The sequence below is a fragment of the Methylovorus glucosotrophus genome (assembly GCF_009858335.1).
In the GTDB taxonomy this organism is placed as follows: domain Bacteria; phylum Pseudomonadota; class Gammaproteobacteria; order Burkholderiales; family Methylophilaceae; genus Methylovorus; species Methylovorus glucosotrophus.
In genome coordinates this window covers 969,751-994,958 of sequence record NZ_VMSE01000001.1, presented here as the reverse complement: position 1 = coordinate 994,958, position 25,208 = coordinate 969,751, and the positions used below count along the sequence as shown (strand labels likewise).

Here is a 25,208-nt window from a genome sequence, read left to right as displayed (position 1 = left end):
AAGGCATCAGCGCTATTTCTACTGAACGTTGTCCAGCAACTGCTGGCGCCCCTGCGCATCCAGCTTGCCGTACAAGCGATTGATACCGCTGACCACGGCGAGGATGGATGAGGTGACGAGATTCTGGTGCAGGCCTGCGCCATAGACGCTGCCTGCGATGCCGGTCATGCCGAGTTCAGCAAATGCCACGGCCTGGGCATCGGCGCCACCGGTCATGGCACGCTCTTCGTAATCCAGAATATTCACCGGGTAACCCAAGGCATGCACCAGTGCATCTATCGGCCCATTGCCCTCGCCTTCACGCACCACGGTTTCGCCATGCAGGCGCATGGTGAGCTTGATATGTTGCCGGCCAGCATGCTCGGTCAATTCGTGACCGACATAATGCAAGGGCTCCCTGGCAAACAGGTACTCGGCTTCAAAAAGCTGCCAGATCCCTTCGGCTGACACTTCCTGCCCGGTGGCATCGGTCAGCTTCTGTACGGCGGCGCTGAATTCAACCTGCATGCGGCGTGGCATGGACAAGCCGTAACCGCTCTCAAGCAGGTAGGCAATGCCGCCCTTGCCGGACTGGCTGTTGACGCGAATGATGGAATCATAAGTGCGGCCGACATCATGCGGGTCTATCGGCAGATATGGTACTTCCCACAAGGTATCCGGCTGTTGCGCGGCAAAGCCTTTCTTGATCGCATCCTGATGCGAGCCGGAAAAGGCGGTAAACACCAGGTCACCGGCATAGGGATGACGCGGATGCACTGGCAGCTGGGTGCAATCTTCCACCGTGCGCGCAATGGCATTGATATTGGAGAAATCGAGCCCGGGATGCACGCCCTGGGTGTAGAGATTCAAGGCCAGGCTGACCAAGTCGACATTGCCCGTCCGTTCGCCATGACCAAACAAACAGCCTTCGATACGGTCCGCCCCGGCCATCACGGCAAGCTCGGCAGCGGCCACAGCCGTGCCACGGTCGTTGTGCGGGTGCACGCTCAGAATCACGCTATCGCGGCGGGCGAGGTTGCGGTGCATCCACTCAATCTGGTCTGCGTAGAAATTCGGCGTGCCGACTTCCACCGTGGCGGGCAGATTCAGGATCACTTTGCGCTCTGGCGTGGCGCCCCAGGCTTCCGTCACGGCGTCGCAAACTTCCTTGGCAAAGTCGAGCTCGGTGGCGGTAAAGGTTTCCGGGCTGTACTGGAATACCCATTCCGTCTCCGGCTGTTGCTCGGCCAATTCGCGAATCAGGCGAGCGCTGTCGACGGCCAGCTGCTTGACCTGCGGCTTATCCATGCGGAACACGATGCGGCGAAACTCGGGGGCGGTGGCGTTGTAGACATGCACAATGGCACGCCGCGCGCCACGCAAGGCCTCGAAAGTGCGGCGAATCAGGTCTTCGCGCGCCTGCGTCAATACTTCAATGGTGACATCGTCCGGAATATGCTTTTCTTCGATCAGCCTGCGCACGAAGTCAAAATCGGTTTGCGAGGCCGAGGGAAAGGCGACTTCAATCTCCTTGAAGCCGATCTGTACCAGCATCTTGAACATGCGCATCTTGCGCTCGGCGTTCATGGGCTCAAACAAGGCCTGGTTGCCATCGCGCAGGTCGGTACTCATCCAGATGGGAGGATGGGTAATGGTCTTGCCTGGCCATTGCCGGTCAGCCAGTGCCACCGGCGTAAATGGTCGGTATTTCTTATTTGGTTGCTTCAACATCATGGTCATTCCTGTTCTTGATAATTCGTTACTAGACAAAGACGTAGTCTGTGGCACACAGGTTGTCAGGCAGCCACCGGCACATGGCCTGACAACCGGTCATTAGTCGTTCGCAAAGCAAAAACACAATATTCAACATGGGGGTCGCTCTTTCTGAAATAGCGATGGATCAGCCCCGGTCTCACACGAGACGGGCAGCGGGTAAAGCCAACAATAGGGGGAGAATTTAGATGCGCGCGACGCGCAGCAGTCGCAGGCCGAGGAGGTCGGCCAGCTGCAGGGAGAGTGCGGAGATGTTCAAAAATTGACGCATGGCAGCATCTTAATCAATCTGCCGCCATGCGTCAAACAGCAAAAAACGCTATCAGGCCAGATGCTTGCGGATTTCCTGTGCTGCCTGATTGAGGGCAGCCCGGGCAGGCGGTGTCAATGCGAGTGCATTGAGCAAGCCAAAATCATGGATGGTGCCAATGTAACGAGTGGCAGTCACCTTGACGCCCGCCTCATTCAGCAGACGAGCATAGGCTTCGCCTTCATCGCGCAGCACATCGCATTCCGCGGTCTGGATCAAGGCAGGCGGCAAGCCCTGCAACTGCTCGGGATCGGCCTTCAAAGGCGACGCATAGACCTCGGCGCGCGACTCATCATTGGTCGTGTAATTGTCCCAGAACCACTTCATCATGTTGCGCGTGAGGAAATAGCCATCTTCAAAATCGTCGTATGAGCCGGTATCGAAATTGGTATCGGTCACCGGCCAGAACAAGGTTTGATGACGGATGGTCGGACCGAAACGGTCTTTGGCCATCAGGCAAACTGCGGTGGCCATATTGCCGCCGGCGCTATTGCCCGCCACGGCGAGTCGCTGACCATCCAGCCCTACCTCGTATCCATTTTCAGCTATCCATTTGGTGGCGAGATAGGCCTGAATCACCGCTGTCGGATACTCCGCCTCGGGCGACCGTGTGTAATTGACGAACACCACCGCACAGCCTGACAGCACGGCAATGTCACGTACCAGGCGTTTATGCGTAGGGAAATCGCCCAGCACCCAGCCTCCACCGTGAAAGAACATCACCACCGGCAAAGGCGCCGTGCCGGAGGCCGCGGGGCGTACGATATCAAGCTCGATGACGTGGCCTTCGCAATCGATCGTCAGTTGCCGCGTGTCAATGCCGCTGAGGTCGACCACGGTTTCCTGTTGCGCCTGTTCCAGCACCTGCCGTGCTTCGGCTGGGCTCAGCTTCTCCATGGGGGTGCTGTCCGCCTCGGCCAATGTTTGCAGAAAAGCACGCGTTTCAGGGTCCATTCCGCGGTATGGGTCTTGTGTAAAGGGTTTAATCAACGGATCAAGTATGTTCACAATATCTCTCCATCACAGGGTGAAAAACCGCTTTTGTAGCGGTGCATCGGGATATTGTGGAGGCATCGAAGGCGAGGCGATGCCCGGCACTGGCTGATTTGCTTGTAGGCGCATCTTGCCGTTTGGGTGGTAAATGCAATGAAAAGGCTGGCCACATGCCGGGCCAGCCTTTTTTCAGTATGGCGGACGATCCGCCATCAAGGCGTATTAAAAAGTGCCTTTCTGGATGAACTCGACCTTGTAACCATCGGGGTCTTCAATAAAGGCAATGACCGTGGTGCCGTGCATCATGGGACCAGCCTCACGAACAACCTTGCCGCCTGCCTGCTTCACGGCTTCACAGGCTTTGTAGGCATCGTCCACCTCGATGGCGATATGGCCATAGGCATTGCCCTTGTCGTAACTTTCGGTGCCCCAGTTATAGGTCAGTTCCAGCACAGTGTTGTCCTGTTCGTTGCCGTAACCGACAAACGCCAGGGTGAATTTGCCGTCCGGGTATTCGTGTTTGCGCAACACCTGCATGCCCAGCACCTGGGTGTAAAACGCAATGGATTTATCAAGATTGCCGACGCGCAGCATGGTGTGTAACAGTCGCATGGTCTCTCCTCATGGCAGTTTATTGTTGAATTAACTGCCCTATTATAGGCCTTCGCTATAGGCCTTTGCAGACTTATAGGCCTATGCGGGCTGCTGCTGAAGCCAGTCACGATAAAGCTCGGGCTCACCGCGCAAACTTCCGGCTTCCCCCTGATAGCCTGCCGTGCCATGTACGGGATAGAACTGCCAGCGCAGCTCCAGCGTCTCGCGCTCTCGCGTGCGGCTGAAGTCACGGATGAAGGCATTCACATGCTGCAGCAAGGTATAGCTGGCCGGATCATCGGCGACAGCCACCGTGTAATACCAGGGGCTGGGCGCGATATTGCCATTGAGCAACTCAATGCGGCCATGCCAGGGACTGTCCTTGCCATTGCAGGCCCAGGCAAAGATGGGCTGGTCTACGGCAAAGGCGTCGATCTTGCCATCGGCAAGCGCATCGTGAATGATGGACTGATCGGTGTAGGCAATCAGGTTGGCCAGCCGTATGGTGCCGCGCTCCTCGCGCTTGTGCTTGCTCCAGCGCAGACCTGCCGCCTCCAGCGTGGCAAAGGCGCCAGGGTCGTTGATGCAGCCCAGCACCTTGCCCTGCAGACTGCCCAGGCCGCTGATGCGCTCATCCCCTGCCCGCCGCGCCAGCATGTAATGCAAATAGGTATAGGCATCGGAATAAGCGACCTTGTAATAGCTGGCACTGGGCGGCAAGGCACTCCACACCAGATCCGCCTCCGGTTCGCCGCGACTGCGGCCGATGTGCAGCAAATCCACGCATTGATCCCAGGGATGCTCGATAAACTCGATCTGCACGCCGAGGTAACGCGCAAAGGCCGTAGCATATTCCACATCCAGTCCGCGCAATGCTTCACCGGGGCGCAGCCGGAACGACAAGCCCTTGAATGAAGGCTCAATCGCCACGCGCAAAACCCCGCGCTGCAAAATATCGTTCAGGCGATCATAAGCCTGTGGTTTGTAGCCGCCATCCTTGCGCAGTACACGCGCCAAATGCAGGGGCAGTTGCAGCTCGGTGACGCCAGCACTTTTCTGCAAATCTTCAGCCAGCTCCTTGGCCCAGGCCACTTTGACGCGCTGCCCCTGGTAACTGCCGCGATCCAGATGGTGCATGGTCTCGATCACCTTGCCATGCTCCACCAGTGTCTGCATGGAAGTACGTATCTCGCCAAACGCCTGCTGCACCTTGGAAAACGCCGCCACCGTCTGCTTGTCCACCTGGTCGACATTTTCGCGGCTGGAATGCCCGAAGCCGATCAGCTGCTGCTGAAAATCCTTGAAATCCAGCATCTGCGAGACTTCATTCGCATTCTGGACGGTATGCCGCGCCAGCTGGCGCACATGATCCGCCACCACGCTGAAACTGCGCCCCGCCTCACCGGCGTGCGCGGCCTGTATGGCGGCATTGACGGCAATCAGCTCCAGTTCGCGGCCCACGCGCTCCAGGCCCCGCACCACCTCATTCACCTTGGTCAGTTTTTCTGACAAGCTTTGCTCCAGTTGCCACAAGCCTTGCGACAACTCACTGCTGGCTTGCGAGAAATCCTGCTGGGATTGCTCGCGCAGCTGTTCGGCTTCGTGCATGCTGGTTTGCATACGCTCGGTGACCGCCTCCACTTCCATGGTCATTGCACCAACACGGTTCTCCACTTCGACAAAACGCGCCGACTGGGTGCTTTCGGTATTGAGCAATTGGCGCATCAGATGCGAGAGCCGCGCTCCCAGGCCGGCAATGCTGATATTGGCATCTGGCGGGCGTGTCGACATGGCAGACGTCGCTGGCGCAGCAGATGCGCTGCGATCAGGCGCCTCATAAGAGGTAAGCGAAGAGGAAACCGGCGTCATGTTAATCCTAGGCAATGAAGTCCGTGCAATGGACGATATGGCTGTATGCAGGCAAAAATTATGCCTGAAGATTAACAATGTTTACTTACATGAAAAATTCCCGCCTGGATAAACGGAGGAACTCAGGCTTTGCCGACCAGTTTCAGGTATTTCTGATAGAGCTGATCGCGGTTTTCCACGACATCGGGATCCAGGGGAATACAGCTGACCGGGCAGACATCCTGGCACTGCGGTTTATCGAAATGCCCCACACACTCGGTGCAAAGGGCAGGATTGATGACGTAGATTTCAGCGCCCTGGGAAATGGCCCCATTGGGGCAAGCCGGTTCGCACACATCGCAATTGATGCATTCATCGGTAATCATTAATGCCATGAAAAAACCCTATCGACCCGCCGCGTGGTCCAGTTTGCGCTGGATATGCGCCTGCACCAGCGGGGAGACAAAATTGCTGACATCGCCATTAAGCCGGGCGATCTCCCGCACCAGACTGGCAGAGATGAACATGTATTGCTCGGCCGGCGTCAGGAAGAGCGTTTCCACTTGGGGAAACATATTGCGATTCATGCCCGCCAGCTGGAACTCATACTCAAAGTCAGACACCGCGCGCAAGCCGCGTATCACCACACGGGCACCCTGCGCCTGCACGAACTCCATCAGCAAGCCCGAAAAGCCCATCACGTGGACGTTGGAGCAATCCTGCAAGACCTCAGAGGCCATGGAGACGCGCTCGTCCAGCCCGAAGAAAGGTGACTTGCCCGGACTTTGCGCCACGGCCACAATCACCCGGTCAAACAGGCCCGCCGCGCGGCGCACGATATCCTCATGACCGCGGGTGATGGGATCAAACGTACCAGGGTAGACGACGGTCAGGCCGCCAGAAGATTCATTCGTTTGCATCCGCCAATTTTAACAGGTGATAGCAAACATTGCCCGCTTTGCCGCTTTTCAGCACCTGCCACGGCGCGCTGTCTGCCAGCACGTACTCGGCTTCGACATACACCCGGCCATCGGGTGCCAGCAAAGCGGCCACCGCTGGCAACAGCTTGTCCAGCCAGCCCTGGTTGTAGGGCGGATCCAGAAAAATCACATCAAAACTGCCAGCCTCCAGTTTGGCGGATGGCGCACTCAACAACTGCGCGGCATCGGCATTGAGCAGGCTGGCGCCATCGGCGCTTAGCAGGGTTTTGCTGGCCTGCAGCGCGCGGAATGCGGGCAGGGATTTCTCCACCATCACCACTTCACGAGCGCCACGCGACAACGCCTCAAAGCCCAGCGCACCGGTGCCGGAAAACAGGTCCAGACAACGCATGCCATGCAGATCCTGCCCCAGCCAGTTGAACAGAGTCTGCCGCACGCGATCCGGCGTCGGGCGCAAACCGGGACCATCGGGGAAACTCAACAGGCGGCTGCGCCAGGTGCCGCCGCCTATGCGTACTTTGTTGACTCCACCCGTCTTGCTGACAGCCTTAGTTGCCACCGACCACCACCGTGACCAGTTTGTGGGTATCAATACGGCGACTGAATGCATCCTTGATCTGGGCCGTGGTCACGCTATTGATATTTTTGTTGAAATCTTCCAGATAGGTCAGTGGCAGCTTGTAGAAGCCGATCACTGCCAGGTAATCCAGAATCTTGCTGTTGCTGTCTAGGCGTAGCGGAAAACCACCGGTGATATTCTGCTTGGCCGCCACCAGCTCGGCTTCGGTCACGCCGCCCTGCATGAATTTTTCCAGGGTCTGCTCCACCACTTTCATCGCTTCCGCAGATTGCTCGCGCTTGGTTTGCAAACCGATCTGGAATGGCCCCAGCTCGGCCATGGGCATGAAGTAGCTATACACGCTGTAGACCAGCCCGCGCTTCTCGCGCACCTCTTCAGTCAGGCGTGAAACAAAGCCACCGCCACCGAGAATGTAATTGCCGACATAGAGGGGAAAGTAATCCGCATCGCCGCGCTTGACGCCAGGGTAACCCAGCAGAATATGAGACTGGGTCGCCGGATGCTGGATGCGCTCATCCACGGCACGCTCAGGGAAAGTCACTGCTGGCAAAGCCGGTTGCGCCTCCACGGCAGGCAGTTTTGCTGTCAGGCGCTCGGCAATCTGGTTCGCTTCTTCGCGCGTCATGTCGCCTATCATGGCAATCACCGCGCCTTTAGCGCCGTAGTGCTGCTGGTAAAACGCCTGCAGATCATCCCGCTTCAGTGCGGCAATGGTTTCCGGCTCGCCTCCGTCATCCAGCGCATAAGGGTGCTTGCCGTACAAGGCTTTCATGAAGGCCTTGCTGGCGATGCTTTCAGGCTGGGTCGCAGCTTCCTGCAGACCGGCAATGGCGCGGGCTTTCTCGCGCTCCAGCGTCGCCTGTGGGAAATCAGGCTGTTGCAGCACCTTGGCGAAAATATCCAGCGCCTGCTCGCGCTCGCGGGCCTGACTCAGGGTGCGCAGCTTGAAGGCGGCACGGTCTGCATCCAGCTCGCCACCCATGATGGCCCCGACATCGGCCATCTTGCGCGAGATTTCCTCATCGCTCATCCCGGCCGCGCCCAGGGTCATCAGATAGCGCGTCATGCCTGCCAGGCCGGATTTATCGGCCACATCGCGTGCGCTGCCCGCTGCAAAATTGACGCTGAGATCAATGATGGGCAAATCGTGATTTTCAACAAAGTAAACATCGGCGCCATTGGCGGTTTTCCATTGCTGGATATTCACCGCCGCCTGGGCAGATACGCTCAACAGCACGGCGGCCATGCCTGTCAGGCATTTTGCGTAAAGTTTTTTGATCAACATGGGGTTACCTTTGAATTCCGTAAGTTCAGTGTCTGGGCAAGACGCTCGGCCCTGCCCGGTTGCCGGGATTAATGATCGCTGGGCCGGCCCTTGGGCTTGGCGTTAGGATCAATCGGCTGCGGATCCAGCGTCGCCACGGTGAGGTTGTCACGCGTGAGATATTTGCGCGCCACTTCCTGCACCTGCTGCGGTGTCACCTGCTTCAGCTTCTCGGGGTAATCCTTGAGAAAGCGCCATGAGAAACCGATGGTTTCAAGCTGGCCAATCTGCATGGCCTGGTTGAACATGGAATCGCGTTGGTACACATCCGCCGCAATCACCTGCGCCTTGACGCGGTTCAGCTCATCCTCGGTGACACCGGATTGCTTGATATCCTCGATCTGCTGCAATAGCGCAGCCTCAATGTCAGCGGCGGTCTTGCCTTCACTGGGCGAGCCATCCAGCTCAAACAGGCTGGTCGCACCGCGCTGGGTAAGGTCATAGCCTGCGCCCACATCCACGGCGATCTGCTGGTTGCGCACCAGATTCTGCGTCAGGCGGGCCGAGGCATTGCCATCCAGCACACCGGCCAGTATCTCCAGCGCGTAGGGTTCCCAGTCATTGACCGGATCCCGCAGGGCCGGCACATGGTAGCCCATCAGCACATAAGGCAAGCGGGCGGGCGCCTTGACGATCAGACGACGCTCACCTTTTTGTGCGGGTTCCAGCTGCGGCTTGCGCACGGGCAATTTGCGCGGCTTCAGCGGGCCAAAATATTGCTGGGCCAGCTTGTAGACTTCCTGTGCCTTCACATCACCGACCACGACTACGGTCGCATTGTTGGGGGCATACCAGTTGTTGTACCACTCGCGTGCATCTTCCACGGTCATGTTTTCGAGGTCATTCATCCAGCCCACCACCGGGCGGGCATAGGGGTGCGCCTGAAACACCACAGACTGATATTGCTCCGCCACGGTGGATTGCGGCTTGTCTTCCGTGCGCCAGCGGCGCTCTTCCATCACCACCTTGATTTCCTTGGAGAACTCTTCCTTGGTCAATTGCAGATTGGCCATGCGGTCGGATTCAAGCTTGAATGACAGTGGCAGCTTGGATTTTTCCAGCTGCTGGTAATAGGCGGTGTAATCGCGGCTGGTAAAGGCATTTTCACGGCCACCGGCTGCGGCCACCAGGCGGGAGAACTGGCCTGGCTTTACGTTCTTGGTGCCTTTGAACATCATGTGTTCCAGCAAGTGGGCCACGCCGGTCTTGCCGTTCACTTCATCAATACTGCCAGCGCGATACCACACCTGCGACACCACGACCGGGGAGCGATGATCTTCCTGCACGATCAGACGCAGGCCATTGCTGAGCTTGAATTCCTGGGTTTCTGCGGCGGCTACGCCGGGTAATGTGACACTGGGCACCAGGCCCAGCAGCATGACGATCCTGACTAATTTGCGACTCAACACCTTATTGTTCTCCTTTGATTAGAGCAGCAACCACACCCCGCGGTGCATGCCTGGCAGCATCCCCTCGCGCGGTAACGTTCCTTGCTCTTCAGCATCATTATAGCCAAGGCGCCTGACGGCCCGATCAACTTTCAAGCCAGCAGTGCCGTGGGCTATGCAACGTACAGGCGTCTGACCCATGACCAATCACTTAGTTTCGCGGTGCGATGGCGTGAATAGATTCGTGCATGGGCGGCCGAATACGACTAAAATAAGGCGAAATTCTAGTTGAAGCGTATGTTCGATTTTTTCAAAAAAGACAAGACACCCCCTCCCACGCCAGATGTGCCAGCCAGCACCCCTGCGCCCGAGACTCCCGCCGCTCCAGCCCCCACGGAATCTGCCGCTGAAAACAAGCTGAGCTGGACTGAGCGTCTGAAAAACGGCCTGGCAAAAACACGCAGCCAGCTGGGCAATCAGCTGGCCAGCCTGTTCGGTGGCGGCAAGATCGATGAAGATGTATACGAAGAGCTGGAAACCATCCTGCTCACCTCCGATGTTGGCGTCGCCGCCACGCAAGCGCTGCTGGAACAGATACGCCAGCGCGTAAAACGCCAGAGCCTGAGCGACACCACCCAGCTGAAACAGGCCCTGAAAGATGCCCTGCTAGAGCTGCTGGCCCCGCTGGAAAAACCGCTGGTAACCACCACCCACCAGCCGTTTGTCATCATGCTGGCCGGCGTCAATGGGGCTGGCAAAACCACCAGCATCGGCAAGCTGGCCAATCTGTTTCAGGCGCAAGGCAAATCCGTGCTGATCGCCGCCGGCGATACCTTCCGTGCCGCCGCTCGCGAGCAATTGCAAGCCTGGGGTGATCGCAACAATGTGCATGTGGTTGCCCAGGAAAGTGGCGATCCGGCTGCCGTGATTTTTGATGCAGTGAACTCCGCCAAGGCACGCAATATTGATATCGTGCTGGCCGACACCGCCGGCCGCCTGCCAACCCAGCTCAACCTGATGGAAGAAATTCGCAAGGTGCAGCGTGTGATCGGCAAGGCATTGCCGGGCGCGCCGCATGAAATCCTGCTGGTGCTGGATGCCAATACCGGCCAGAACGCCATCAGCCAGGTCAAGGCGTTTGATGATGCCCTGGGCGTGACCGGCCTGGTGCTGAGCAAGCTGGATGGCACGGCCAAGGGCGGTGTGATCGCGGCGATTGCCCAGGCGCGGCCCATCCCCATCCGTTATATCGGCGTGGGCGAAAGCATTGCCGACCTGCGGCCGTTCAAGGCAGAGGAATTTGTAGATGCGCTGTTTTCGTGATGGGCTTTTCATACACGCTGCGCAGGAGCCGAGATGATTAAATTTGACCAGGTCAGCAAACGCTACCCCGGCAGTGAGCAAATCCTGCGCAATGTCAGTTTCAGTATTGAACCAGGCGAACTGGTATTTGTTGCGGGAGCGTCAGGTGCCGGTAAAAGTACATTACTAAAGCTGATCGCCGCCACCGAACGGCCAACCTCAGGCACCGTCCTGATCGGCAACCAGAATGTCAGCAAGCTGCGTGCCGCGGCACTGCCCTTTTTGCGCCGCAAATTCGGCCTGGTGTTTCAGGATCACAAGCTGCTTTACGACCGCAACTGCTTTGAAAATGTCGCCTTGCCGCTTTATATCAATGGCATTACCGGTCATGAAGCCGGCAAGCGCATACGCGCCGCGCTGGACAAAGTCGGCCTGCTCGGCAAGGAAAAAGCCATGCCCATCACCCTGTCAGGTGGCGAACAGCAGCGGCTGGCGATTGCCCGTGCCGTGGTCAGTCGGCCGTCCATCCTGATTGCAGATGAACCGACCGGCAACCTGGATGAAGGCTATGCCGAAGAAATCATGGCGATCTTCTACGCTTTTCAGCAAGTGGGCGTCACCGTTATTGTCGCCACGCATGACCAGCATGAAATCGCGAACTCAGGGGCACGGGTGCTGCGCCTGGAGCAAGGAACCCTGACAGCATGAAACATTGGATAAATCAGCACACGCAGGCTTTGCGCCTGGTATTTGGTCGCATGCGTCACCGCCTGCTCGCCACGCTGGTGATGTGGTGCGTGATGGGCGTGACCGTATGCCTGCCCGCCATCCTGTTTGTCATCGTGGATAACCTGAACCGCCTGACCGGCAATATCAGCACCGAACCGCAAATCAGCGTCTTCATGAAACTGGATGCCGAGCCGGGCAGCGTTACACGCCTGCAGCAATGGCTCACCCAACAGAAGGATGTTGCCCGCGTTACGTTCATCAGCAAGGATGCCGCCTGGAAACAACTGCAGCAGGAAACAGCTGGCGCCATCAATCTGGAGAAGAATCCCCTGCCTGATGCATTCCAGGTCGCTCCGCGCAACCATGATCCGGCCGCAATCGAGGCCCTGCAATCCCGCATACAAAAGCAGCCCGGTGTAGAACTGGCGCAGATGGATGCCACCTGGATCAAGCGCCTGTACGCGATCCTGGAGCTGAGCAAGAAGGCTTTGCTGGTGCTGGTGGGCTTGCTCGGCTTTGCCCTGCTCGCCATCATCGGCAACACCATCCGCCTGCAAGTGGTCACGCAGCGCGAGGAGATCGAAGTCAGCAAGCTGATCGGCGCCACCAATCGATTCATCCGTCGCCCGTTCCTGTATGCAGGCATGGTCTATGGCCTTGGCGGCGGCATTGCCGCCCTGCTGCTGCTGGCGGGCGTGATTCAGCTGTTCAATTATTCGATTGCCGACATCGCCGCCCTGTATGCCAGTGATTTCCATCTCGGCATGCCACAGCCGTTTGTCTGCCTGGCCATTGTCCTGATCCCGGTCGCCCTGGGCTGGCTCGGGTCCTATGTCGCCGTCGGTCGCTCGCTTGCCAAGCTTGAATCCAGCCGCTGAGCCCCCATCTTTTTTTCATTATGCAAACCGTCAAGAAAATCGCCACCTCCCGCATGCCCACCTCGCATGGGGATTTCACCTTACATATCTATCGATCAGACAATGATCCGCAAGGCCTGCAAGACCAGGTGGCCCTTGTCGCTGGCGAGCTGAAGCCAGGCCAGGAAGAAGTGCTGGTACGTCTGCACTCCGAATGCCTGACCGGCGATGTCCTGGGATCCAGACGTTGCGATTGCGGCGAACAACTCGCCAAGTCGCAAGAAACCATTTCAAAAGCCGGCTGCGGCGTGATTCTCTACCTGCGCGGACACGAAGGCCGTGGCATAGGTCTTGCCCATAAAATCAAGGCTTATGCGCTGCAAGACCAGGGCCGCGATACGGTACAAGCCAATCTGGAACAAGGCCTGCCGATTGATGCCCGCAGCTACGAACTGGCCGCCGCCATGCTGCGCGACCTCGGGCTGCAACGCATCCAGCTGCTGACCAACAACCCTGAAAAAGTCACCCGCCTGCAGGCAGCAGGCATTTCCGTCAGCCGTCGCGTACCGCTGCTGATCACCCCCAACCAGAATAACGCCGAATACCTGCAAACCAAGCGGACCAAGCTGGGGCACTATCTTTAGTAGTCGCATTAGCTTGTGCATACAGACATAAAAAAACAGGCCTTGAAGGCCTGTTTTTTTATTCTTGTCCGCTTACTGAGATTGCCAGCTCACGGAAGTCAGTACTGGTTGCAGCTTACTTCTCGGCAAACGCACGCTCAATCACGTAGTCGCCCAGATCGCCAATACGCTTGGAAACCTGCAAGCCAGCGGCATCCAGAATGCGGCAGGTGTCTTCCAGCATTTGCGGGCTGCCGCACAGCATGGCGCGGTCGGTTTCCGGGTTCAGCGGTGGCAGACCGATATCGGCAAACAGCTTGCCGTTTTCCATCAGGTCGGTCAGGCGGCCTTCGTTGCGGAAAGGCTCGCGCGTCACGGTGGGGTAGTAGATCAGCTGGTTCTTGACCTGCTCACCGAAGTATTCGTTTTCTGGCAATTCCTTGGTGATGAAGTCTTCGTAGGCCAGGTCATTCACGCGGCGTACACCGTGTACCAGAATCACTTTTTCAAACTTCTCGTAGATTTCAGGATCCTGGATCAGGCAGATGAAGGGGGCGAGACCAGTACCGGTGGACAACAGGTAGAGGTTCTTGCCGGGCTTGAGGTCAGACAACAGCAGCGTGCCGGTAGGCTTGCGGCCAACCAGGATGTCATCACCGACTTTCAGGTGTTGCAGGCGCGAGGTCAGCGGACCGTTCGGCACCTTGATGCTGAAGAATTCGAGGTCTTCGGCGTAGTTGGCGCTGGCGATACTGTAGGCACGCATCAGCGGCTTGCCATCCACTTGCAGGCCGATCATGACGAACTGGCCGTTTTCAAAACGCAGGCCAGCGTCACGCGTGGTGGTGAACGAAAACAGACTGTCATTCCAATGCTTTACCGACAACACTTTTTCGGTATTAAACGCGCTCATAGTTCTTTATCTTTCAAATGGTTAATTGATTAGCGATCAGCCAAGGGCGGCATTGAGTTCAGGCAGGGCCTTGAACAGGTCGGCCACGAGGCCGTAATCCGCATGCTTGAAGATCGGGGCATCGGGATCGTGGTTAATGGCGACGATCACCTTGCTATCCTTGATACCGGCCAGATGCTGCATGGCGCCGGAAATACCGACCGCAATATACAGCTCAGGCGCAACCACGGTACCGGTCTGCCCAACCTGGAGGTCGTTGGGGGCAAAGCCGGCATCCACGCAGGCGCGGGTGGCACCAATGGCGGCATTCAGCTTGTGGGCCACTGGTTCCAGCAGGGTGTTGAACTGCTCACCCAGGCTACGGCCACCGGAAATCACCACGTTTGCCGTGGCTAACTCGGGACGGTCCGACAGGTTGCGTTGCTCGCTCACCCAGCGCACCTTGGCAAATGCGGCCGGCGCAGCAGCGCTGGTAATTTCCGCATTGGCACCATTTGCAGCAGCCTCAAACGAGGTCGCGCGTACGGTGACAACCTGCACAGCATCGCTGCTTTGCACGGTTGCCAGAATATTGCCGGCATAGATCGGGCGCACATAGGTAGCAGGCGCCTGAATCTCGACCACGTCCGACACCATGCCCACATCCAGCAGCGCCGCTACACGTGGCAGCACGCCTTTGCCCAGCGTGCTGTGCGCAGCCACGATCACCTGATACTCAGCGGCGATCTGTTGCACAGCAGCCGCCACATCTTCCGCCAGCAGATGCACCAGGTGCGGTGCTTCCACCTTGATTACCTTGGCCACACCGGCAATAGTGGCCGCTTCTGCAGCCACAGCCGATACATCGGCACCTGCCACCAGCAGGTGGATAGGGTGTTGCCACGCCGCCGCTGCGGTCACGGCCTGACGGGTGGATTGCTTAATATGCTGGCCATCGTGTTCGGCCAAAATCAATACGCTCATGCCAATACCTTTTCAATACGCAGTTTTTCGACCAGCTCAGCCACACTGTTGAGTATCACACCGGGCTTTCGCGGGGCAGGCTCGGCAACATTCAGCAGGCTGAGGTGCGAGGCAAAGTCCACGCCCAGCTCAGTGCCTGCAATCACGTCAATCGGCTTTTTCTTGGCCATCATCATGTTGGGCAGCTTGATAAAGCGCGGCTCATTGAGGCGCAAATCTGCCGTCACAATGGCGGGCAGTTGCAAGGCGACGGTTTCGGTACCGCCATCCACTTCACGGTTCACTTCGATTTCGTTGCCATTGACCTTGATTTCAGAAGCAAATAGGCCTTGGCCCGCGCCGAGCAAGGCGGCCAGCATCTGGCCTGCCTGACCGGCATCGTCGTCAATCGCCTGCTTGCCCAGCAGAATCAGGTCAGGCTGCTCGCGACCTGCCACCGCCTTCAGCAGCTTGGCCACACCCAGTGGCTGCAGCTTGCCTTCGGCTTGCACCAGCACGGCACGGTCCACACCCATCGCCAGCGCGTGACGCAAGGTGTCCTTGCTGTTTTCAGCGCCGATGGACACGGCCACGATTTCCGTGGCGATGCCTTTTTCCTTGAGGCGCAGCGCTTCTTCCACTGCGATTTCATCGAAGGGATTGATGCCCATCTTGACGCCGCTGATCTCGACGTCGGAGCCATCCTGCTTGACGCGAGGCACGATGTTGTAATCCACCACGTGCTTCACTGCCACCATAATTTTCATGCACATACTCCTGGACTGTATTGCCGTGTATTTTAAACGACACTAAAATATCTATTAAATTGATTATATTAATAATCTATATCTGCAAAACCTATATGCGCTATACCCTGAGACAACTGGAAGTATTTGTCGCCATCGCGCGCCTGGAGAATGTCTCCCGGGCGGCAGAGGCGCTATCGCTGTCGCAATCGGCTGCCAGCACGGCCTTGGCCGAGTTGGAGCGCCAGTTTGATTGCCAGTTCTTTGATCGTCTTGGCAAATTGCTCAAGCTGAACGATCTGGGGCGTAGCCTTTTGCCGATGGCGGCCGCATTGCTCGATCAGGCTTCGGAAATCGAACATGTTCTGCAAGGCAAGACCACACTGGGTCTGCTCAGGGTGGGCGCCACATTGACAATCGGCAATTATATCGCAACTCTGCTCATCGGTTCCTTTATGAAACAACATGATGAGTGCCAAATTGAGCTGCACGTACAAAATACCAATGCAATTTTGCAGCAAGTCGCCAATTACGACCTCGATCTGGGGCTGATCGAAGGCAATTGCCAGCACCCCGACCTTGCCGTGGAGCCGTGGCTGGATGACGAACTGGTGGTGTTCTGCGCCCCCGATCACCCCTTGGCCAACAAGCCCGGCGTCAGCCTGGAAGACCTGCTGGAAGAGACCTGGATTTTGCGGGAAGTGGGCTCCGGCACCCGCGAAACTTTTGACCATGCGATGCGCCATCATCAATCTAGGCTTAAAATACGCCTGACGCTGGAACATACCGAAGCCATCAAACGCGCGGTGGAATCCGGCCTTGGTATAGGCTGCATCTCGCGCCTGGCGCTGCGCGATGCCTTCCGGCGCGGCAGCCTGGTGCCGATTGAGATGCCCGAGCTGGATCTGCGTCGCCAGTTCATGTTTGTCTGGCACCGCAAAAAGTACCTCACCGCCAGCATCCGCGCCTTTCTGGATTACTGCCGGGCGTTTACCGTGGATGCCGGGCGCAGCGACCAGATTGCCTTACCCATTATCAAATAGCATTTTGATTTAAATACTGATTTAACTGAAAGACCACCATGCAACGCGATGTCATGAATTACGATGTACTGATTGTTGGCGCAGGCCCGGCCGGGCTCTCTGCCGCCATCCGCCTCAAGCAACTGGCCGCCGCCGAAGAACGCGAAATCAGTATCTGCATCCTGGAAAAAGGCAGCGAAGTGGGCGCCCATATTCTTTCGGGCGCGGTCATCGACCCCATCGCATTGAATGAACTCTTCCCCGACTGGAAAGCCCTGGGCGCACCCTTGCACACCCCTGTGAGCGAAGATCACTTTCTGTTTCTGACAGAAAAAGGCGGCTTTACCATTCCGGAAAAACTGCTGCCGCCGCTCATGAGCAACCACGGCAATTACATCATCAGCCTGGGTAACCTCACGCGCTGGCTGGGCGAGCAGGCCGAAGCGCTGGGCGTGGAAATCTACCCTGGCTTTACCGGCTACGACCTCCTGTATGACGAATCCGGCGCGCTTAAGGGCGTCGTCACCGGCGACATGGGCGTGGCACGCGATGGCACCGAAAAGCCTGGCTTCGCGCCCGGCATGGAGTTGCATGCCCACTACACCCTGATTGCCGAAGGCACCCGCGGCTCGCTCACCCGCAAGCTGGAGCAGCAATTTCAGCTGCGCGACAAGGCCGAACCGCAAAAGTACGGCATCGGCTTCAAGGAGCTATGGCAGCTTGACCCCAGCCAGCACAAGGCGGGGCTGGTCATGCACGCACAAGGCTGGCCGCTGGACAACGACACTGGTGGCGGCGCCTTCATCTATCACCTCGAAGACAATATCGCCGCCATCGGCTATGTGGTGCATCTGAATTACAGCAACCCGTACCTTAGCCCGTTTGAGGAATTCCAGCGCTTCAAGACGCACCCGAAAATCGCCCCCATGCTGGCAGGCGCCAAGCGCATCAGCTATGGCGCACGCACCATCAACGAAGGTGGCCTGCAATCGCTGCCCACGCTGGTGTTCCCCGGTGGCGCGCTGATCGGCTGCGCAGCGGGCCTGGTGAATGTGCCCCGCATCAAGGGCAGCCACAATGCCATGAAATCCGGCATGCTGGCCGCCGAATCCGTATTTGAAGCCCTGGGCAGCGAACGCTCGCACGACATTCTCAGCAGCTATCAGGAAAAACTGCGCGCCTCCTGGATCTGGCAAGACCTCGACGCCGTGCGTAACGTCAAGCCTGCCCTCTCGCGCTTTGGCAGCCTGCTCGGCTCGGCTTATGGCGGCTTTGAAATGTGGCTCGCCCGCGCTGGCATTCGCACGCCATGGACACTCAAGCACGGCAAGGCCGACAACGAATGCCTGCAAACCAAAGACCAGGCCACGCGCATCGCCTACCCGAAACCCGACGGCGTGCTGACCTTTGATCGCCTGTCGTCCATCTTCCTCTCCAACGTGCAGCACGATGAAGACCAGCAAGTTCACCTGACGCTGAAAGATGCTTCGGTGCCCATCACCGTGAACCTCGCCAAATACGACGCCCCGGAGCAACGCTATTGCCCGGCGGGGGTGTATGAGATCGTGGAAGAAAACACCGATCCGCGCCTGCAGATCAACGCCGCCAATTGCATCCATTGCAAAGCCTGCGACATCAAGGACCCGACGCAGAATATCGTGTGGGTAACGCCGGAAGGCGGCGGCGGGCCCAACTATGTGAATATGTAGGCATGTTCGCAACAGGGATGGCGGTGATGCCGCGCCATCCCTGTCCACGCTCTAATGACTGCATAGATGCCACATACCATCAACCCCATAAAATCAAAACGATAAGAGATCCAACATGAGTCAAATCCCTCCCTGTCCCCAATGCAGTTCCATCTACGGCTATGAAGACCGCAATATGCTGGTCTGCCCGGAATGCGGCCATGAATGGACGCCCGGTGAGGCAGCCCCTACCGCAGCCGATGGCCTGGTCGTGCATGATGCCAATGGCAATTTGCTGGCAGATGGCGATACCGTCACCGTGATCAAGGACCTGAAAGTCAAAGGCTCCTCACTGGTGGTCAAGGTCGGCACCAAGGTCAAGAACATCCGTCTGGTCGATAGCGACCACAATATCGACTGCAAGATTGATGGCGTAGGTGCCATGAAACTGAAATCGGAATTTGTTAAAAAGGCCTGATCAAGCGGCCATCACACCCGCCACCACCACAAAGGGATGATATGGAAGCCAGCTTTTGGCATCAGCGCTGGGAAAGAAACGAGATCGGCTTTCATGAAGCAAGCGCCAATGCCTTGCTGGTAAAGCATTTGCCCAGCCTGTCGCTGGCCCCGCAATCGCGCGTGTTTATCCCGCTCTGTGGCAAAACGCTGGATATTCACTGGCTGCTGAATCAGGGCTTACGCGTGGCCGGGGCCGAGTTGAGTGAATTGGCTGTCACACAATTATTCGCCGAGCTAAAGCTCACCCCGGAAATCACGCAGCGGGGCCAACTCAGACACTACCACGCGGAGCATATCGATATTTTTGTCGGGGATATTTTTGATGTCACGGCTGATATCCTGGGCCAGGTAGATGCCATTTATGACCGCGCTGCCCTGGTTGCCCTGCCCGCGCCACTGCGGGAGAAATACGCCGCGCATCTGACGGCCATCAGCCACGCGGCGCCGCAACTGCTCATCTGCTACGTTTACGAGCAGTCGCAATTATCCGGCCCGCCGTTTTCCGTAGAAGATGCCGAGGTAAAACAGCATTACCAGTCGCAGTACACGCTTGAACTTTTAGAAAGCCCGGAAGTTGCCGGTGGCTTCAAAGGCCGCGTTCCGGCGCAGGAACATGTCTGGCGATTGAGCCGCCAGACACCCGTTTAAAATTGCCTATCAGTATCAGGAAACCTGTCATGCGCGTCATTGCCCTGCTTTGCCTGTGTCTTTTCAGCCCCCTGCTTCTCGCCGCTGGACCCGCCTGGCAGGCGTTTGGCCAGAATCCGGATGGCTGCCAGGTCTTCAGCAACACTATGGTAGAAAAAGTCACGCTGGATAAGGATCAATACCTGCGCATCACCTTTCGCACCGAGTGCAAAGCGCCGCAGACCGAGACCATCGAAGGCAAAACCTATCGCTACTACACCAGCGAAATGCGCGTGTTTTTAAGCTGTGGCGAAGAAGAATGGTGGCCGGAATGGCATCGCTATTTTGACCAGACCGGCAGGGAAGTATGGTCAGGCCCGCATACCGTCAAGGGCGTGCCAGTGACTGGCCCAGAGCAGGCAGAGAACGCCATCATGGGCACAGCCATCACGGCAAGCAGCCCCATGAGTGACCTGCTCAATCGTTATTGCCCCTAGTGTAAAAACCATCATCCGCGCTGGTGTTTGCATTAAGCTGCCACATTGCGCAGTACGATCACCTTCAGATCAATGACACCTGATTTTTTCGCAACATTCATTTACGCAAAAGGCCTTCAGCATGAGTTACGTCATCGTCAAATACCTGCACTTCATCGGCATTCTGGTGCTCGCTTCATCCCTCATGGTCGAGCATATGCAGCTCAAGGCCGACATGTCCGCCGAAGCGTTGAAAAAGGTCGCCCTGATTGATCTGATTTACGGCATATCCGCTGGCGTGATTCTGATCACAGGCTTGCTGCTCGCCTTTGCTGTTGGCAAGCCCGCGGCGTTTTACACTGCCAATCCCGTCTTCCATGCCAAAGTGACGCTATTCGTGCTGATCGGCCTGCTGTCCATCCACCCCACGCTGTTCCTGTTGCGCCATCGAAACAGCACGGCGGCCAGTATCAGCGTGCCCAAAAGCATCATCATGGTCATCCGCCTGGAAATGTTGCTGCTGCTGATTATTCCATTGCTGGCGGTGCTGATGGCGCGAGGGATAGGCCTGGCACAATAAATCATCCGTCGCTTTTCCTGAAGAGGGGCTGGCACCGCTACAGCCCCGTCTAAAACCTGCTTTCCCATCAACACCCATTCGTCATCCTGCTGGTCAACCAGCAAGTCATTTTTGCATAAAAATTAATAACTTATTGATTTAAAACAAGCTTAAACATGGCACGCTCCGTGCCTATATACCCTCGATTTGCCAGCTTGCCTGCACCGCAGCATTTGCAGGCCACGGCGATGACGTTTTCACCATCACTATCAGGAGTTAATCAAGCGATGAAGATACCCACATCGCGGCCACTTGCGTGGTCTCAGGCTCTATACGCATAAACAAACCGCCAAAATCCGTTCTGTTTCAGCCTTTGCCCGACCGCCTCGCTGACTATGATGCAAGGCTGGCGCATGGTGTATGCGATCAACCAATAACAAGAAGTCGGGGAGTCCTGCATGAGTATCAGCCCATTCATCACTGCCACGCCGCTGGGAGCAGCGGCGGCTTATCGCACGCGCGTGGAGAGCAGCCAGGCAAAAGCGCTGGAGCTGAGCACGCAAACTGCCGAAGAGAGTACCCAGCAGACCACCAGCAGCGTGGTGGCCTCCGAAAAACCGCTGGAGAACAGCCAGGTCAAGAGTGATCCCGCCCAGGAGTTGCAGGATTACATGAAGATGTCGTACGCGGAAAAGCTGCAGTGGTCATGGATGAACGCGCACGGCATCAGCAAGGAAGAGTTTGAGGCCATGAGCCCGGAAGACAAGCAGAAGCTGCTGGATCAGATGCGCGAAGAGCTGAAGCAGAAAGCCACCAGCGCAGAGGTGGACCGCAGCCAGAATCCCCCTATTGATGTGTATGTTTAAGGCATAACACGCTTTGCCAACAAGTCCACTTGTCTCCCATGGCGCTCTGCAGTCATCTCAATTTGGCAGCCCGTTTTAAACGATCCATTCACGCCAATCTTTGCGACAAGGCCGTAACCACCTCCAGATAGAGTTTTTCAGGTCGGTGGTAGTGCCCTCATGGCCACTTTCTATCATGTCTGCACTTGTATGCAGTGCAGATAACGAAGTTCGCACGGCAAGCTTCCTGATAACAATCATCGCCAAAACATCTGGGAGATACCCCGACCAGGGGTTTTTTGCCGTAGCTAACGCTTAAAGTCCACCTTGCATAAGTCGTCACTTAAATCTTTGTAAAGTTTATTGATCAAACGTTTGTTTGATGTATGATCCCAGCTCGTCTATTGTCTGGTTGATGCCTCATGTCACCCCCCACCCCTCAAACAGCAAGCCGCACTGACGGTGCAGAAGCGCGGCAGAAAATCCTGCTCTGCGCCCTCAAGCTGTTCGCTGAAAAAGGCTATGCCAAAACCAGCGTGCGGCAGATTGCGCAGGCTGCCCAAGTCAATGTATCTGCCATCAGCTATTACTTCACGGATAAAGCGGGTTTGTATCGCACGGTGTTTTCCATGCCGGATCTGATTGCACGTCCCTGCGAATTTGCCTTTGCCGCCCCTGGCCTGTCCCTGGCCAGCGCCTTGCAGCAGTTCTTTGTGGAGTTCTTCCAGCCCCTGAAAATGGGCGATGTGGTGCACGATGTGGTGAAACTCCGCCACCGCGAGATGCTGGAGCCAACCGGCGTGTGGGAGCAGGAAATAGAATGCGAAGTGAAGCCACATCATCTCGCCATGGCGAAGCTGCTCTGCCAGCACTTGGACGTAAAAGAGCCGGATGATGAGATTCGCAGCCTGGTGATGGCTTGTTTTGGCATGGCCGTACATATGTATATCGGGCAGAAGGTCATTCGCCATATGTCGCCACAGCTAGTGGAAAACCATGCCGCGCTGGACCGCATGGCAGAACGCTATGGCCGCTATGCGCTGGCCATGGTGCTGGACGAAAAAGCGCGCCGCGCGGGCGCCGGGGAGCAAGCATCATGAGCACGACATCACGCAAGATTCTCCTGTCGGCGCTCATGGCGAGCTTGCTGGCAGGCTGCCAGGGCTGGCCCATGGTGGGGCCCGATTACCAGAAACCCAAGACGGTGACGCCCGATACCTGGCAGGTACAGACTCCCGTGCCAGCCGCCCAGACCGCGGACTGGTGGCGGCAATTCAATGACAATGTGCTGCTGGAGATCATCACCGCTGCCGAGCGCAATAGCGCCAGTGTGGCCGATGCCTACAAGAATATCGCGTCTGCCCGTGCCAATCTGGTGGCGGCGCGTGCCATGGGGTTTGATGGCCTGAGTGCCACGCCATCGATCAGCCGCAAGGCTTTCTCCTTCGGCGGCGATCCTACCCTGCTCACGCAGCAGCAGATCAGCTTTGATACCTCGTGGGAGATCGACCTGTTTGGTGGCTTGCGCCGCGAACGCGAATCCTCAATGGCCGATTACGATGCCAAACGCAATCTGCTGCAGGATGCGCGGCTGTCCGTTGCCGCGGAGAGTGCCAAGGCCTATAACGACTACCGCTTCTGTCAGCAGAAGGTGCGGCTGTACGAGCGCTATCTGGAATCCAAGACCCGCAGTGCAGAGTTGACGGCCTCGGCTGCTGCCCATGGCTTCAAGTCCGACTCTGACAATGCGCTGGCGCAAGCCACGCAGGCCCAGGCCGCCAGTGACCTCAATGACCAGCAGATGCAATGCGAATTGCAGATCAAGGCCATGGTGGCGCTGACTGGCATGGCCGAGCCACAGCTGCGCGAACGCCTGGCGCCGCGCGACTTTACCGTGCTGCAACCCGGCAGCTTTGACGTGCCCTCGGTACCGGCTGTGCTGCTGGAGCAACGCCCCGACCTGCTGGCCGCGGAACGTGACCTGGCCGCCGCTACGGCTCAGGTAGGCGTCAAGGAGGCCGACAGGTACCCCAAGATCACCCTCAGCGGTAATATCACGCCGGTACGCTACCTCAATTCCGGCGTCACCAATAATGCCCTGACCTGGTCTTTCGGCCCCACCATTGATATTCCGCTGTTTGACATGGGGCAGCGCAAGGCCAATGTCTCCGCCGCCTGGGAAAGCCTGCGTGCTGCGGACAGCAATTACCGCAGCAAGGCGCGCACCGCCATCAAGGAAGTCGAGCAGAAACTGCTGACGCTGCAAAGCTATAACGCACGCCAGCCCAGCCTGCAGCAGGCCGCCGACAATTACGCGCAAGCCTTGCAGGCCATCAGCCAGCGTTATGAAGCGGGGTTTGATAATGCCATCGACCTCGAAACCACGCGGCGCAATGCGCTGGAAGCCGACTATGCGCTCACCCAGCTGAACCAGAACCGCATTACCACCCTGATTGAACTCTACATTGCCGTGGGTGGTGGCTGGCAAGGTGCTGATACCCCACTTGCCGCCAACACTCCCGATTCCACCGAGAAACAACCATGAAAAACCGCGCTCCTTACGTTTCCCTGGCCCTGTTGCTGACCACTGCCTTGCTGACGGCCTGCCACCCTAGCAAATCCGGCTCGGAGGCCGGTGAAACCAAACCCGCGCTCACCGTACGACTGGTCAGTCCGCAGGAAACGGCAGCCGCCACCAGCATCACCGCCAATGGCAACATCCTGGCCTGGCAGGAAGCCATTATCGGTAACGAAGTCAGCGGTTTGCGGCTGAAAGCGGTGTACGTCAATGTTGGCAACAAAGTCAAAAAAGGCCAGCTGCTGGCCGAGTTTGACGATGAAACGGTCAAGGCTGACCTCGCCCAGAAAGAAGCGGACGCACTCGAAGCCGAAGCCAATCTGCGTCAGGCCGAGCTGGATGCCAACCGGGTAAAAGGGCTGGCCAAAGGCGCCCTCAGCGAGCAGCAGATCGTGCAATACCTCACCACGGAACAAACCGCCAAGGCCAAGTTTGAGTCTGCCGTGGCCGCGCTGGAAAGCCAGCGCCTGCGGCTACGCCGCACCCGTATCGTGGCGCCCGAGTTTGGCACCATCAGCAGCCGCACGGCCACCGTGGGCAGCGTGGTCAACGCCGGGGAAGAGCTGTTTCGCCTGGTGATGCAGGACAGGCTGGAATGGCGCGGTGAAGTCGGCGCCACTGAGCTTGCCAGCGTCAAACCTGGCCAGGCCGTAACCCTGACGCCAACTGGCAGCCAGGCCCAGGTAACAGGCAAGGTGCGTGTGATTGCCCCCACCATGAACCAGGACACCCGCAACACCCTGGTGTATGTGGATATTCCGCAAGGCGTGGATGGCCCGCTCAAGAGCGGCATGTTTGCGCGCGGCAGCTTTGCCGTCGGTGAGCAGCGTGGGCTCAGCCTGCCCAGCAGCGCCGTGCTCAACCGCGATGGCTATGAGTATGTGTTCACGCTAAGTGACCAGCAGCATGTGGAGCGCCGCAAGGTCGTCAGCGGCGGCCATGTCGGTGACCGTATCATCATTCGCGAAGGCATAGACCCCAAGGCCCGCTATGTGGAAAGCGGCGTGGGCTTCCTGATCGATGGCGACATAGTGCGCGTAGCGCAATAACGG

General features: G+C 57.6%; 26 protein-coding genes. 14 read left to right on the top strand and 12 right to left on the bottom strand.

Going from position 1 to position 25,208, the window contains the following annotated elements:
* Positions 1 to 18: 18 nt before the first annotated feature.
* The 9 genes from leuA to FNL37_RS04630 all read right to left on the bottom strand — a co-directional run bounded on the left by leuA (position 19) and on the right by FNL37_RS04630 (position 9,721).
* Positions 19 to 1,710, bottom strand: coding sequence for a 2-isopropylmalate synthase (gene leuA, locus FNL37_RS04670; RefSeq protein ID WP_425325802.1), 1,692 nt, complete (start codon positions 1,708 to 1,710; stop codon positions 19 to 21).
* A 364-nt stretch (positions 1,711 to 2,074) separates the two neighbouring features.
* Positions 2,075 to 3,070 (bottom strand): alpha/beta hydrolase, encoded by a 996-nt coding sequence (locus tag FNL37_RS04665; RefSeq protein ID WP_159355301.1) that lies wholly within the window; start codon positions 3,068 to 3,070, stop codon positions 2,075 to 2,077.
* A 207-nt stretch (positions 3,071 to 3,277) separates the two neighbouring features.
* Positions 3,278 to 3,667, bottom strand: a complete 390-nt coding sequence (gloA, locus tag FNL37_RS04660) for a lactoylglutathione lyase (protein WP_159355300.1) — start codon at positions 3,665 to 3,667, stop codon at positions 3,278 to 3,280.
* Between the two features lie 81 nt (positions 3,668 to 3,748).
* A complete protein-coding gene (locus FNL37_RS04655) occupies positions 3,749 to 5,518 on the bottom strand; it encodes a methyl-accepting chemotaxis protein (protein WP_159355299.1) in 1,770 nt (589 codons plus the stop codon).
* Positions 5,519 to 5,640: 122 nt separating this feature from the next.
* A complete protein-coding gene (locus tag FNL37_RS04650) occupies positions 5,641 to 5,892 on the bottom strand; it encodes a YfhL family 4Fe-4S dicluster ferredoxin (protein WP_015830523.1) in 252 nt (83 codons plus the stop codon).
* A 9-nt stretch (positions 5,893 to 5,901) separates the two neighbouring features.
* Complete coding sequence (coaD, locus tag FNL37_RS04645) at positions 5,902 to 6,417, bottom strand: pantetheine-phosphate adenylyltransferase (RefSeq protein ID WP_159355298.1); 516 nt, start codon at positions 6,415 to 6,417, stop codon at positions 5,902 to 5,904.
* Entirely contained in the window at positions 6,404 to 6,997 is a 594-nt protein-coding gene (rsmD, locus tag FNL37_RS04640) for a 16S rRNA (guanine(966)-N(2))-methyltransferase RsmD (protein ID WP_211371941.1), read from the bottom strand. Before rsmD ends, coaD begins: the two co-directional genes overlap by 14 nt.
* Positions 6,987 to 8,303, bottom strand: a complete 1,317-nt coding sequence (locus tag FNL37_RS04635; protein ID WP_015830526.1) for a M16 family metallopeptidase — start codon at positions 8,301 to 8,303, stop codon at positions 6,987 to 6,989. The genes rsmD and FNL37_RS04635 overlap by 11 nt, the downstream gene beginning before the upstream one ends.
* A 68-nt stretch (positions 8,304 to 8,371) precedes the next feature.
* On the bottom strand, positions 8,372 to 9,721 hold the full coding sequence (locus tag FNL37_RS04630) for a M16 family metallopeptidase (protein ID WP_015830527.1): 1,350 nt from the start codon (positions 9,719 to 9,721) through the stop codon (positions 8,372 to 8,374).
* 306 nt (positions 9,722 to 10,027) lie between these two features.
* On the opposite strand from FNL37_RS04630, the gene ftsY reads away from it, so the two are divergent.
* Genes ftsY through ribA form a run of 4 tightly spaced genes read left to right on the top strand, consistent with a single transcriptional unit; the run spans position 10,028 to position 13,262 of the window.
* Positions 10,028 to 11,053, top strand: a complete 1,026-nt coding sequence (ftsY, locus tag FNL37_RS04625; protein ID WP_015830528.1) for a signal recognition particle-docking protein FtsY — start codon at positions 10,028 to 10,030, stop codon at positions 11,051 to 11,053.
* A gap of 33 nt (positions 11,054 to 11,086) precedes the next feature.
* Complete coding sequence (ftsE, locus tag FNL37_RS04620; RefSeq protein ID WP_159355296.1) at positions 11,087 to 11,740, top strand: cell division ATP-binding protein FtsE; 654 nt, start codon at positions 11,087 to 11,089, stop codon at positions 11,738 to 11,740.
* Positions 11,737 to 12,639: a permease-like cell division protein FtsX gene (gene ftsX, locus FNL37_RS04615; RefSeq protein WP_013442715.1), complete on the top strand. Its 903-nt coding sequence runs from the start codon at positions 11,737 to 11,739 to the stop codon at positions 12,637 to 12,639. Before ftsE ends, ftsX begins: the two co-directional genes overlap by 4 nt.
* Before the next feature lie 20 nt (positions 12,640 to 12,659).
* Positions 12,660 to 13,262 (top strand): GTP cyclohydrolase II, encoded by a 603-nt coding sequence (gene ribA / locus FNL37_RS04610; RefSeq protein ID WP_013442716.1) that lies wholly within the window; start codon positions 12,660 to 12,662, stop codon positions 13,260 to 13,262.
* 115 nt (positions 13,263 to 13,377) lie between these two features.
* Here ribA and FNL37_RS04605 read toward each other — a convergent pair whose 3' ends face one another.
* The 3 genes from FNL37_RS04605 to FNL37_RS04595 are packed head-to-tail and all read right to left on the bottom strand — an operon-like array spanning position 13,378 to position 15,863.
* Positions 13,378 to 14,154, bottom strand: a complete 777-nt coding sequence (locus tag FNL37_RS04605; RefSeq protein ID WP_159355295.1) for a ferredoxin--NADP reductase — start codon at positions 14,152 to 14,154, stop codon at positions 13,378 to 13,380.
* Between the two features lie 36 nt (positions 14,155 to 14,190).
* Entirely contained in the window at positions 14,191 to 15,117 is a 927-nt protein-coding gene (locus FNL37_RS04600; protein ID WP_159355294.1) for an electron transfer flavoprotein subunit alpha/FixB family protein, read from the bottom strand.
* A complete protein-coding gene (locus tag FNL37_RS04595; RefSeq protein ID WP_159355293.1) occupies positions 15,114 to 15,863 on the bottom strand; it encodes an electron transfer flavoprotein subunit beta/FixA family protein in 750 nt (249 codons plus the stop codon). The genes FNL37_RS04600 and FNL37_RS04595 overlap by 4 nt, the downstream gene beginning before the upstream one ends.
* Positions 15,864 to 15,958: 95 nt before the next feature.
* Between FNL37_RS04595 and FNL37_RS04590 the strand changes: the two genes are divergently transcribed.
* The 10 genes from FNL37_RS04590 (at position 15,959) to FNL37_RS04545 (ending at position 25,205) form a co-directional block, all read left to right on the top strand.
* Positions 15,959 to 16,885 (top strand): LysR family transcriptional regulator, encoded by a 927-nt coding sequence (locus tag FNL37_RS04590; RefSeq protein ID WP_013442720.1) that lies wholly within the window; start codon positions 15,959 to 15,961, stop codon positions 16,883 to 16,885.
* 38 nt (positions 16,886 to 16,923) lie between these two features.
* The gene (locus FNL37_RS04585) at positions 16,924 to 18,573 is read left to right on the top strand and encodes an electron transfer flavoprotein-ubiquinone oxidoreductase (protein ID WP_159355292.1); all 1,650 of its coding nucleotides are present in this window, start codon (positions 16,924 to 16,926) and stop codon (positions 18,571 to 18,573) included.
* Positions 18,574 to 18,688: 115 nt separating this feature from the next.
* Entirely contained in the window at positions 18,689 to 19,030 is a 342-nt protein-coding gene (locus FNL37_RS04580; RefSeq protein WP_159355291.1) for a zinc ribbon domain-containing protein YjdM, read from the top strand.
* Positions 19,031 to 19,071: 41 nt separating this feature from the next.
* Positions 19,072 to 19,719 (top strand): thiopurine S-methyltransferase, encoded by a 648-nt coding sequence (tmpT, locus tag FNL37_RS04575; protein ID WP_159355290.1) that lies wholly within the window; start codon positions 19,072 to 19,074, stop codon positions 19,717 to 19,719.
* 29 nt (positions 19,720 to 19,748) lie between these two features.
* Complete coding sequence (locus tag FNL37_RS04570) at positions 19,749 to 20,195, top strand: hypothetical protein (RefSeq protein ID WP_159355289.1); 447 nt, start codon at positions 19,749 to 19,751, stop codon at positions 20,193 to 20,195.
* Positions 20,196 to 20,316: 121 nt separating this feature from the next.
* Entirely contained in the window at positions 20,317 to 20,754 is a 438-nt protein-coding gene (locus tag FNL37_RS04565; protein WP_159355288.1) for a DUF2214 family protein, read from the top strand.
* Between the two features lie 437 nt (positions 20,755 to 21,191).
* Positions 21,192 to 21,599: a hypothetical protein gene (locus FNL37_RS04560; RefSeq protein WP_159355287.1), complete on the top strand. Its 408-nt coding sequence runs from the start codon at positions 21,192 to 21,194 to the stop codon at positions 21,597 to 21,599.
* A 401-nt stretch (positions 21,600 to 22,000) separates the two neighbouring features.
* On the top strand, positions 22,001 to 22,678 hold the full coding sequence (locus FNL37_RS04555) for a CerR family C-terminal domain-containing protein (RefSeq protein WP_159355286.1): 678 nt from the start codon (positions 22,001 to 22,003) through the stop codon (positions 22,676 to 22,678).
* Positions 22,675 to 24,123, top strand: a complete 1,449-nt coding sequence (locus FNL37_RS04550; protein ID WP_159355285.1) for an efflux transporter outer membrane subunit — start codon at positions 22,675 to 22,677, stop codon at positions 24,121 to 24,123. Before FNL37_RS04555 ends, FNL37_RS04550 begins: the two co-directional genes overlap by 4 nt.
* Complete coding sequence (locus FNL37_RS04545) at positions 24,120 to 25,205, top strand: efflux RND transporter periplasmic adaptor subunit (protein WP_159355284.1); 1,086 nt, start codon at positions 24,120 to 24,122, stop codon at positions 25,203 to 25,205. Before FNL37_RS04550 ends, FNL37_RS04545 begins: the two co-directional genes overlap by 4 nt.
* Positions 25,206 to 25,208 lie beyond the last annotated feature (3 nt).

What these genes read in the sequence shown, in the direction of transcription:
- leuA (WP_425325802.1), bottom strand. Translation starts at nt 1,710, where the DNA reads ATGTTGAAGCAACCAAATAAGAAATACCGACCATTTACGCCGGTGGCA.
- gloA (WP_159355300.1), bottom strand. Translation starts at nt 3,667, where the DNA reads ATGCGACTGTTACACACCATGCTGCGCGTCGGCAATCTTGATAAATCC.
- FNL37_RS04655 (WP_159355299.1), bottom strand. Translation starts at nt 5,518, where the DNA reads ATGACGCCGGTTTCCTCTTCGCTTACCTCTTATGAGGCGCCTGATCGC.
- FNL37_RS04650 (WP_015830523.1), bottom strand. Translation starts at nt 5,892, where the DNA reads ATGGCATTAATGATTACCGATGAATGCATCAATTGCGATGTGTGCGAA.
- coaD (WP_159355298.1), bottom strand. Translation starts at nt 6,417, where the DNA reads ATGCAAACGAATGAATCTTCTGGCGGCCTGACCGTCGTCTACCCTGGT.
- FNL37_RS04635 (WP_015830526.1), bottom strand. Translation starts at nt 8,303, where the DNA reads ATGTTGATCAAAAAACTTTACGCAAAATGCCTGACAGGCATGGCCGCC.
- FNL37_RS04630 (WP_015830527.1), bottom strand. Translation starts at nt 9,721, where the DNA reads ATGCTGCTGGGCCTGGTGCCCAGTGTCACATTACCCGGCGTAGCCGCC.
- ftsY (WP_015830528.1), top strand. Translation starts at nt 10,028, where the DNA reads ATGTTCGATTTTTTCAAAAAAGACAAGACACCCCCTCCCACGCCAGAT.
- ftsE (WP_159355296.1), top strand. Translation starts at nt 11,087, where the DNA reads ATGATTAAATTTGACCAGGTCAGCAAACGCTACCCCGGCAGTGAGCAA.
- ftsX (WP_013442715.1), top strand. Translation starts at nt 11,737, where the DNA reads ATGAAACATTGGATAAATCAGCACACGCAGGCTTTGCGCCTGGTATTT.
- ribA (WP_013442716.1), top strand. Translation starts at nt 12,660, where the DNA reads ATGCAAACCGTCAAGAAAATCGCCACCTCCCGCATGCCCACCTCGCAT.
- FNL37_RS04605 (WP_159355295.1), bottom strand. Translation starts at nt 14,154, where the DNA reads ATGAGCGCGTTTAATACCGAAAAAGTGTTGTCGGTAAAGCATTGGAAT.
- FNL37_RS04600 (WP_159355294.1), bottom strand. Translation starts at nt 15,117, where the DNA reads ATGAGCGTATTGATTTTGGCCGAACACGATGGCCAGCATATTAAGCAA.
- FNL37_RS04595 (WP_159355293.1), bottom strand. Translation starts at nt 15,863, where the DNA reads ATGAAAATTATGGTGGCAGTGAAGCACGTGGTGGATTACAACATCGTG.
- FNL37_RS04590 (WP_013442720.1), top strand. Translation starts at nt 15,959, where the DNA reads ATGCGCTATACCCTGAGACAACTGGAAGTATTTGTCGCCATCGCGCGC.
- FNL37_RS04585 (WP_159355292.1), top strand. Translation starts at nt 16,924, where the DNA reads ATGCAACGCGATGTCATGAATTACGATGTACTGATTGTTGGCGCAGGC.
- FNL37_RS04580 (WP_159355291.1), top strand. Translation starts at nt 18,689, where the DNA reads ATGAGTCAAATCCCTCCCTGTCCCCAATGCAGTTCCATCTACGGCTAT.
- tmpT (WP_159355290.1), top strand. Translation starts at nt 19,072, where the DNA reads ATGGAAGCCAGCTTTTGGCATCAGCGCTGGGAAAGAAACGAGATCGGC.
- FNL37_RS04570 (WP_159355289.1), top strand. Translation starts at nt 19,749, where the DNA reads ATGCGCGTCATTGCCCTGCTTTGCCTGTGTCTTTTCAGCCCCCTGCTT.
- FNL37_RS04565 (WP_159355288.1), top strand. Translation starts at nt 20,317, where the DNA reads ATGAGTTACGTCATCGTCAAATACCTGCACTTCATCGGCATTCTGGTG.
- FNL37_RS04560 (WP_159355287.1), top strand. Translation starts at nt 21,192, where the DNA reads ATGAGTATCAGCCCATTCATCACTGCCACGCCGCTGGGAGCAGCGGCG.
- FNL37_RS04555 (WP_159355286.1), top strand. Translation starts at nt 22,001, where the DNA reads ATGTCACCCCCCACCCCTCAAACAGCAAGCCGCACTGACGGTGCAGAA.
- FNL37_RS04550 (WP_159355285.1), top strand. Translation starts at nt 22,675, where the DNA reads ATGAGCACGACATCACGCAAGATTCTCCTGTCGGCGCTCATGGCGAGC.
- FNL37_RS04545 (WP_159355284.1), top strand. Translation starts at nt 24,120, where the DNA reads ATGAAAAACCGCGCTCCTTACGTTTCCCTGGCCCTGTTGCTGACCACT.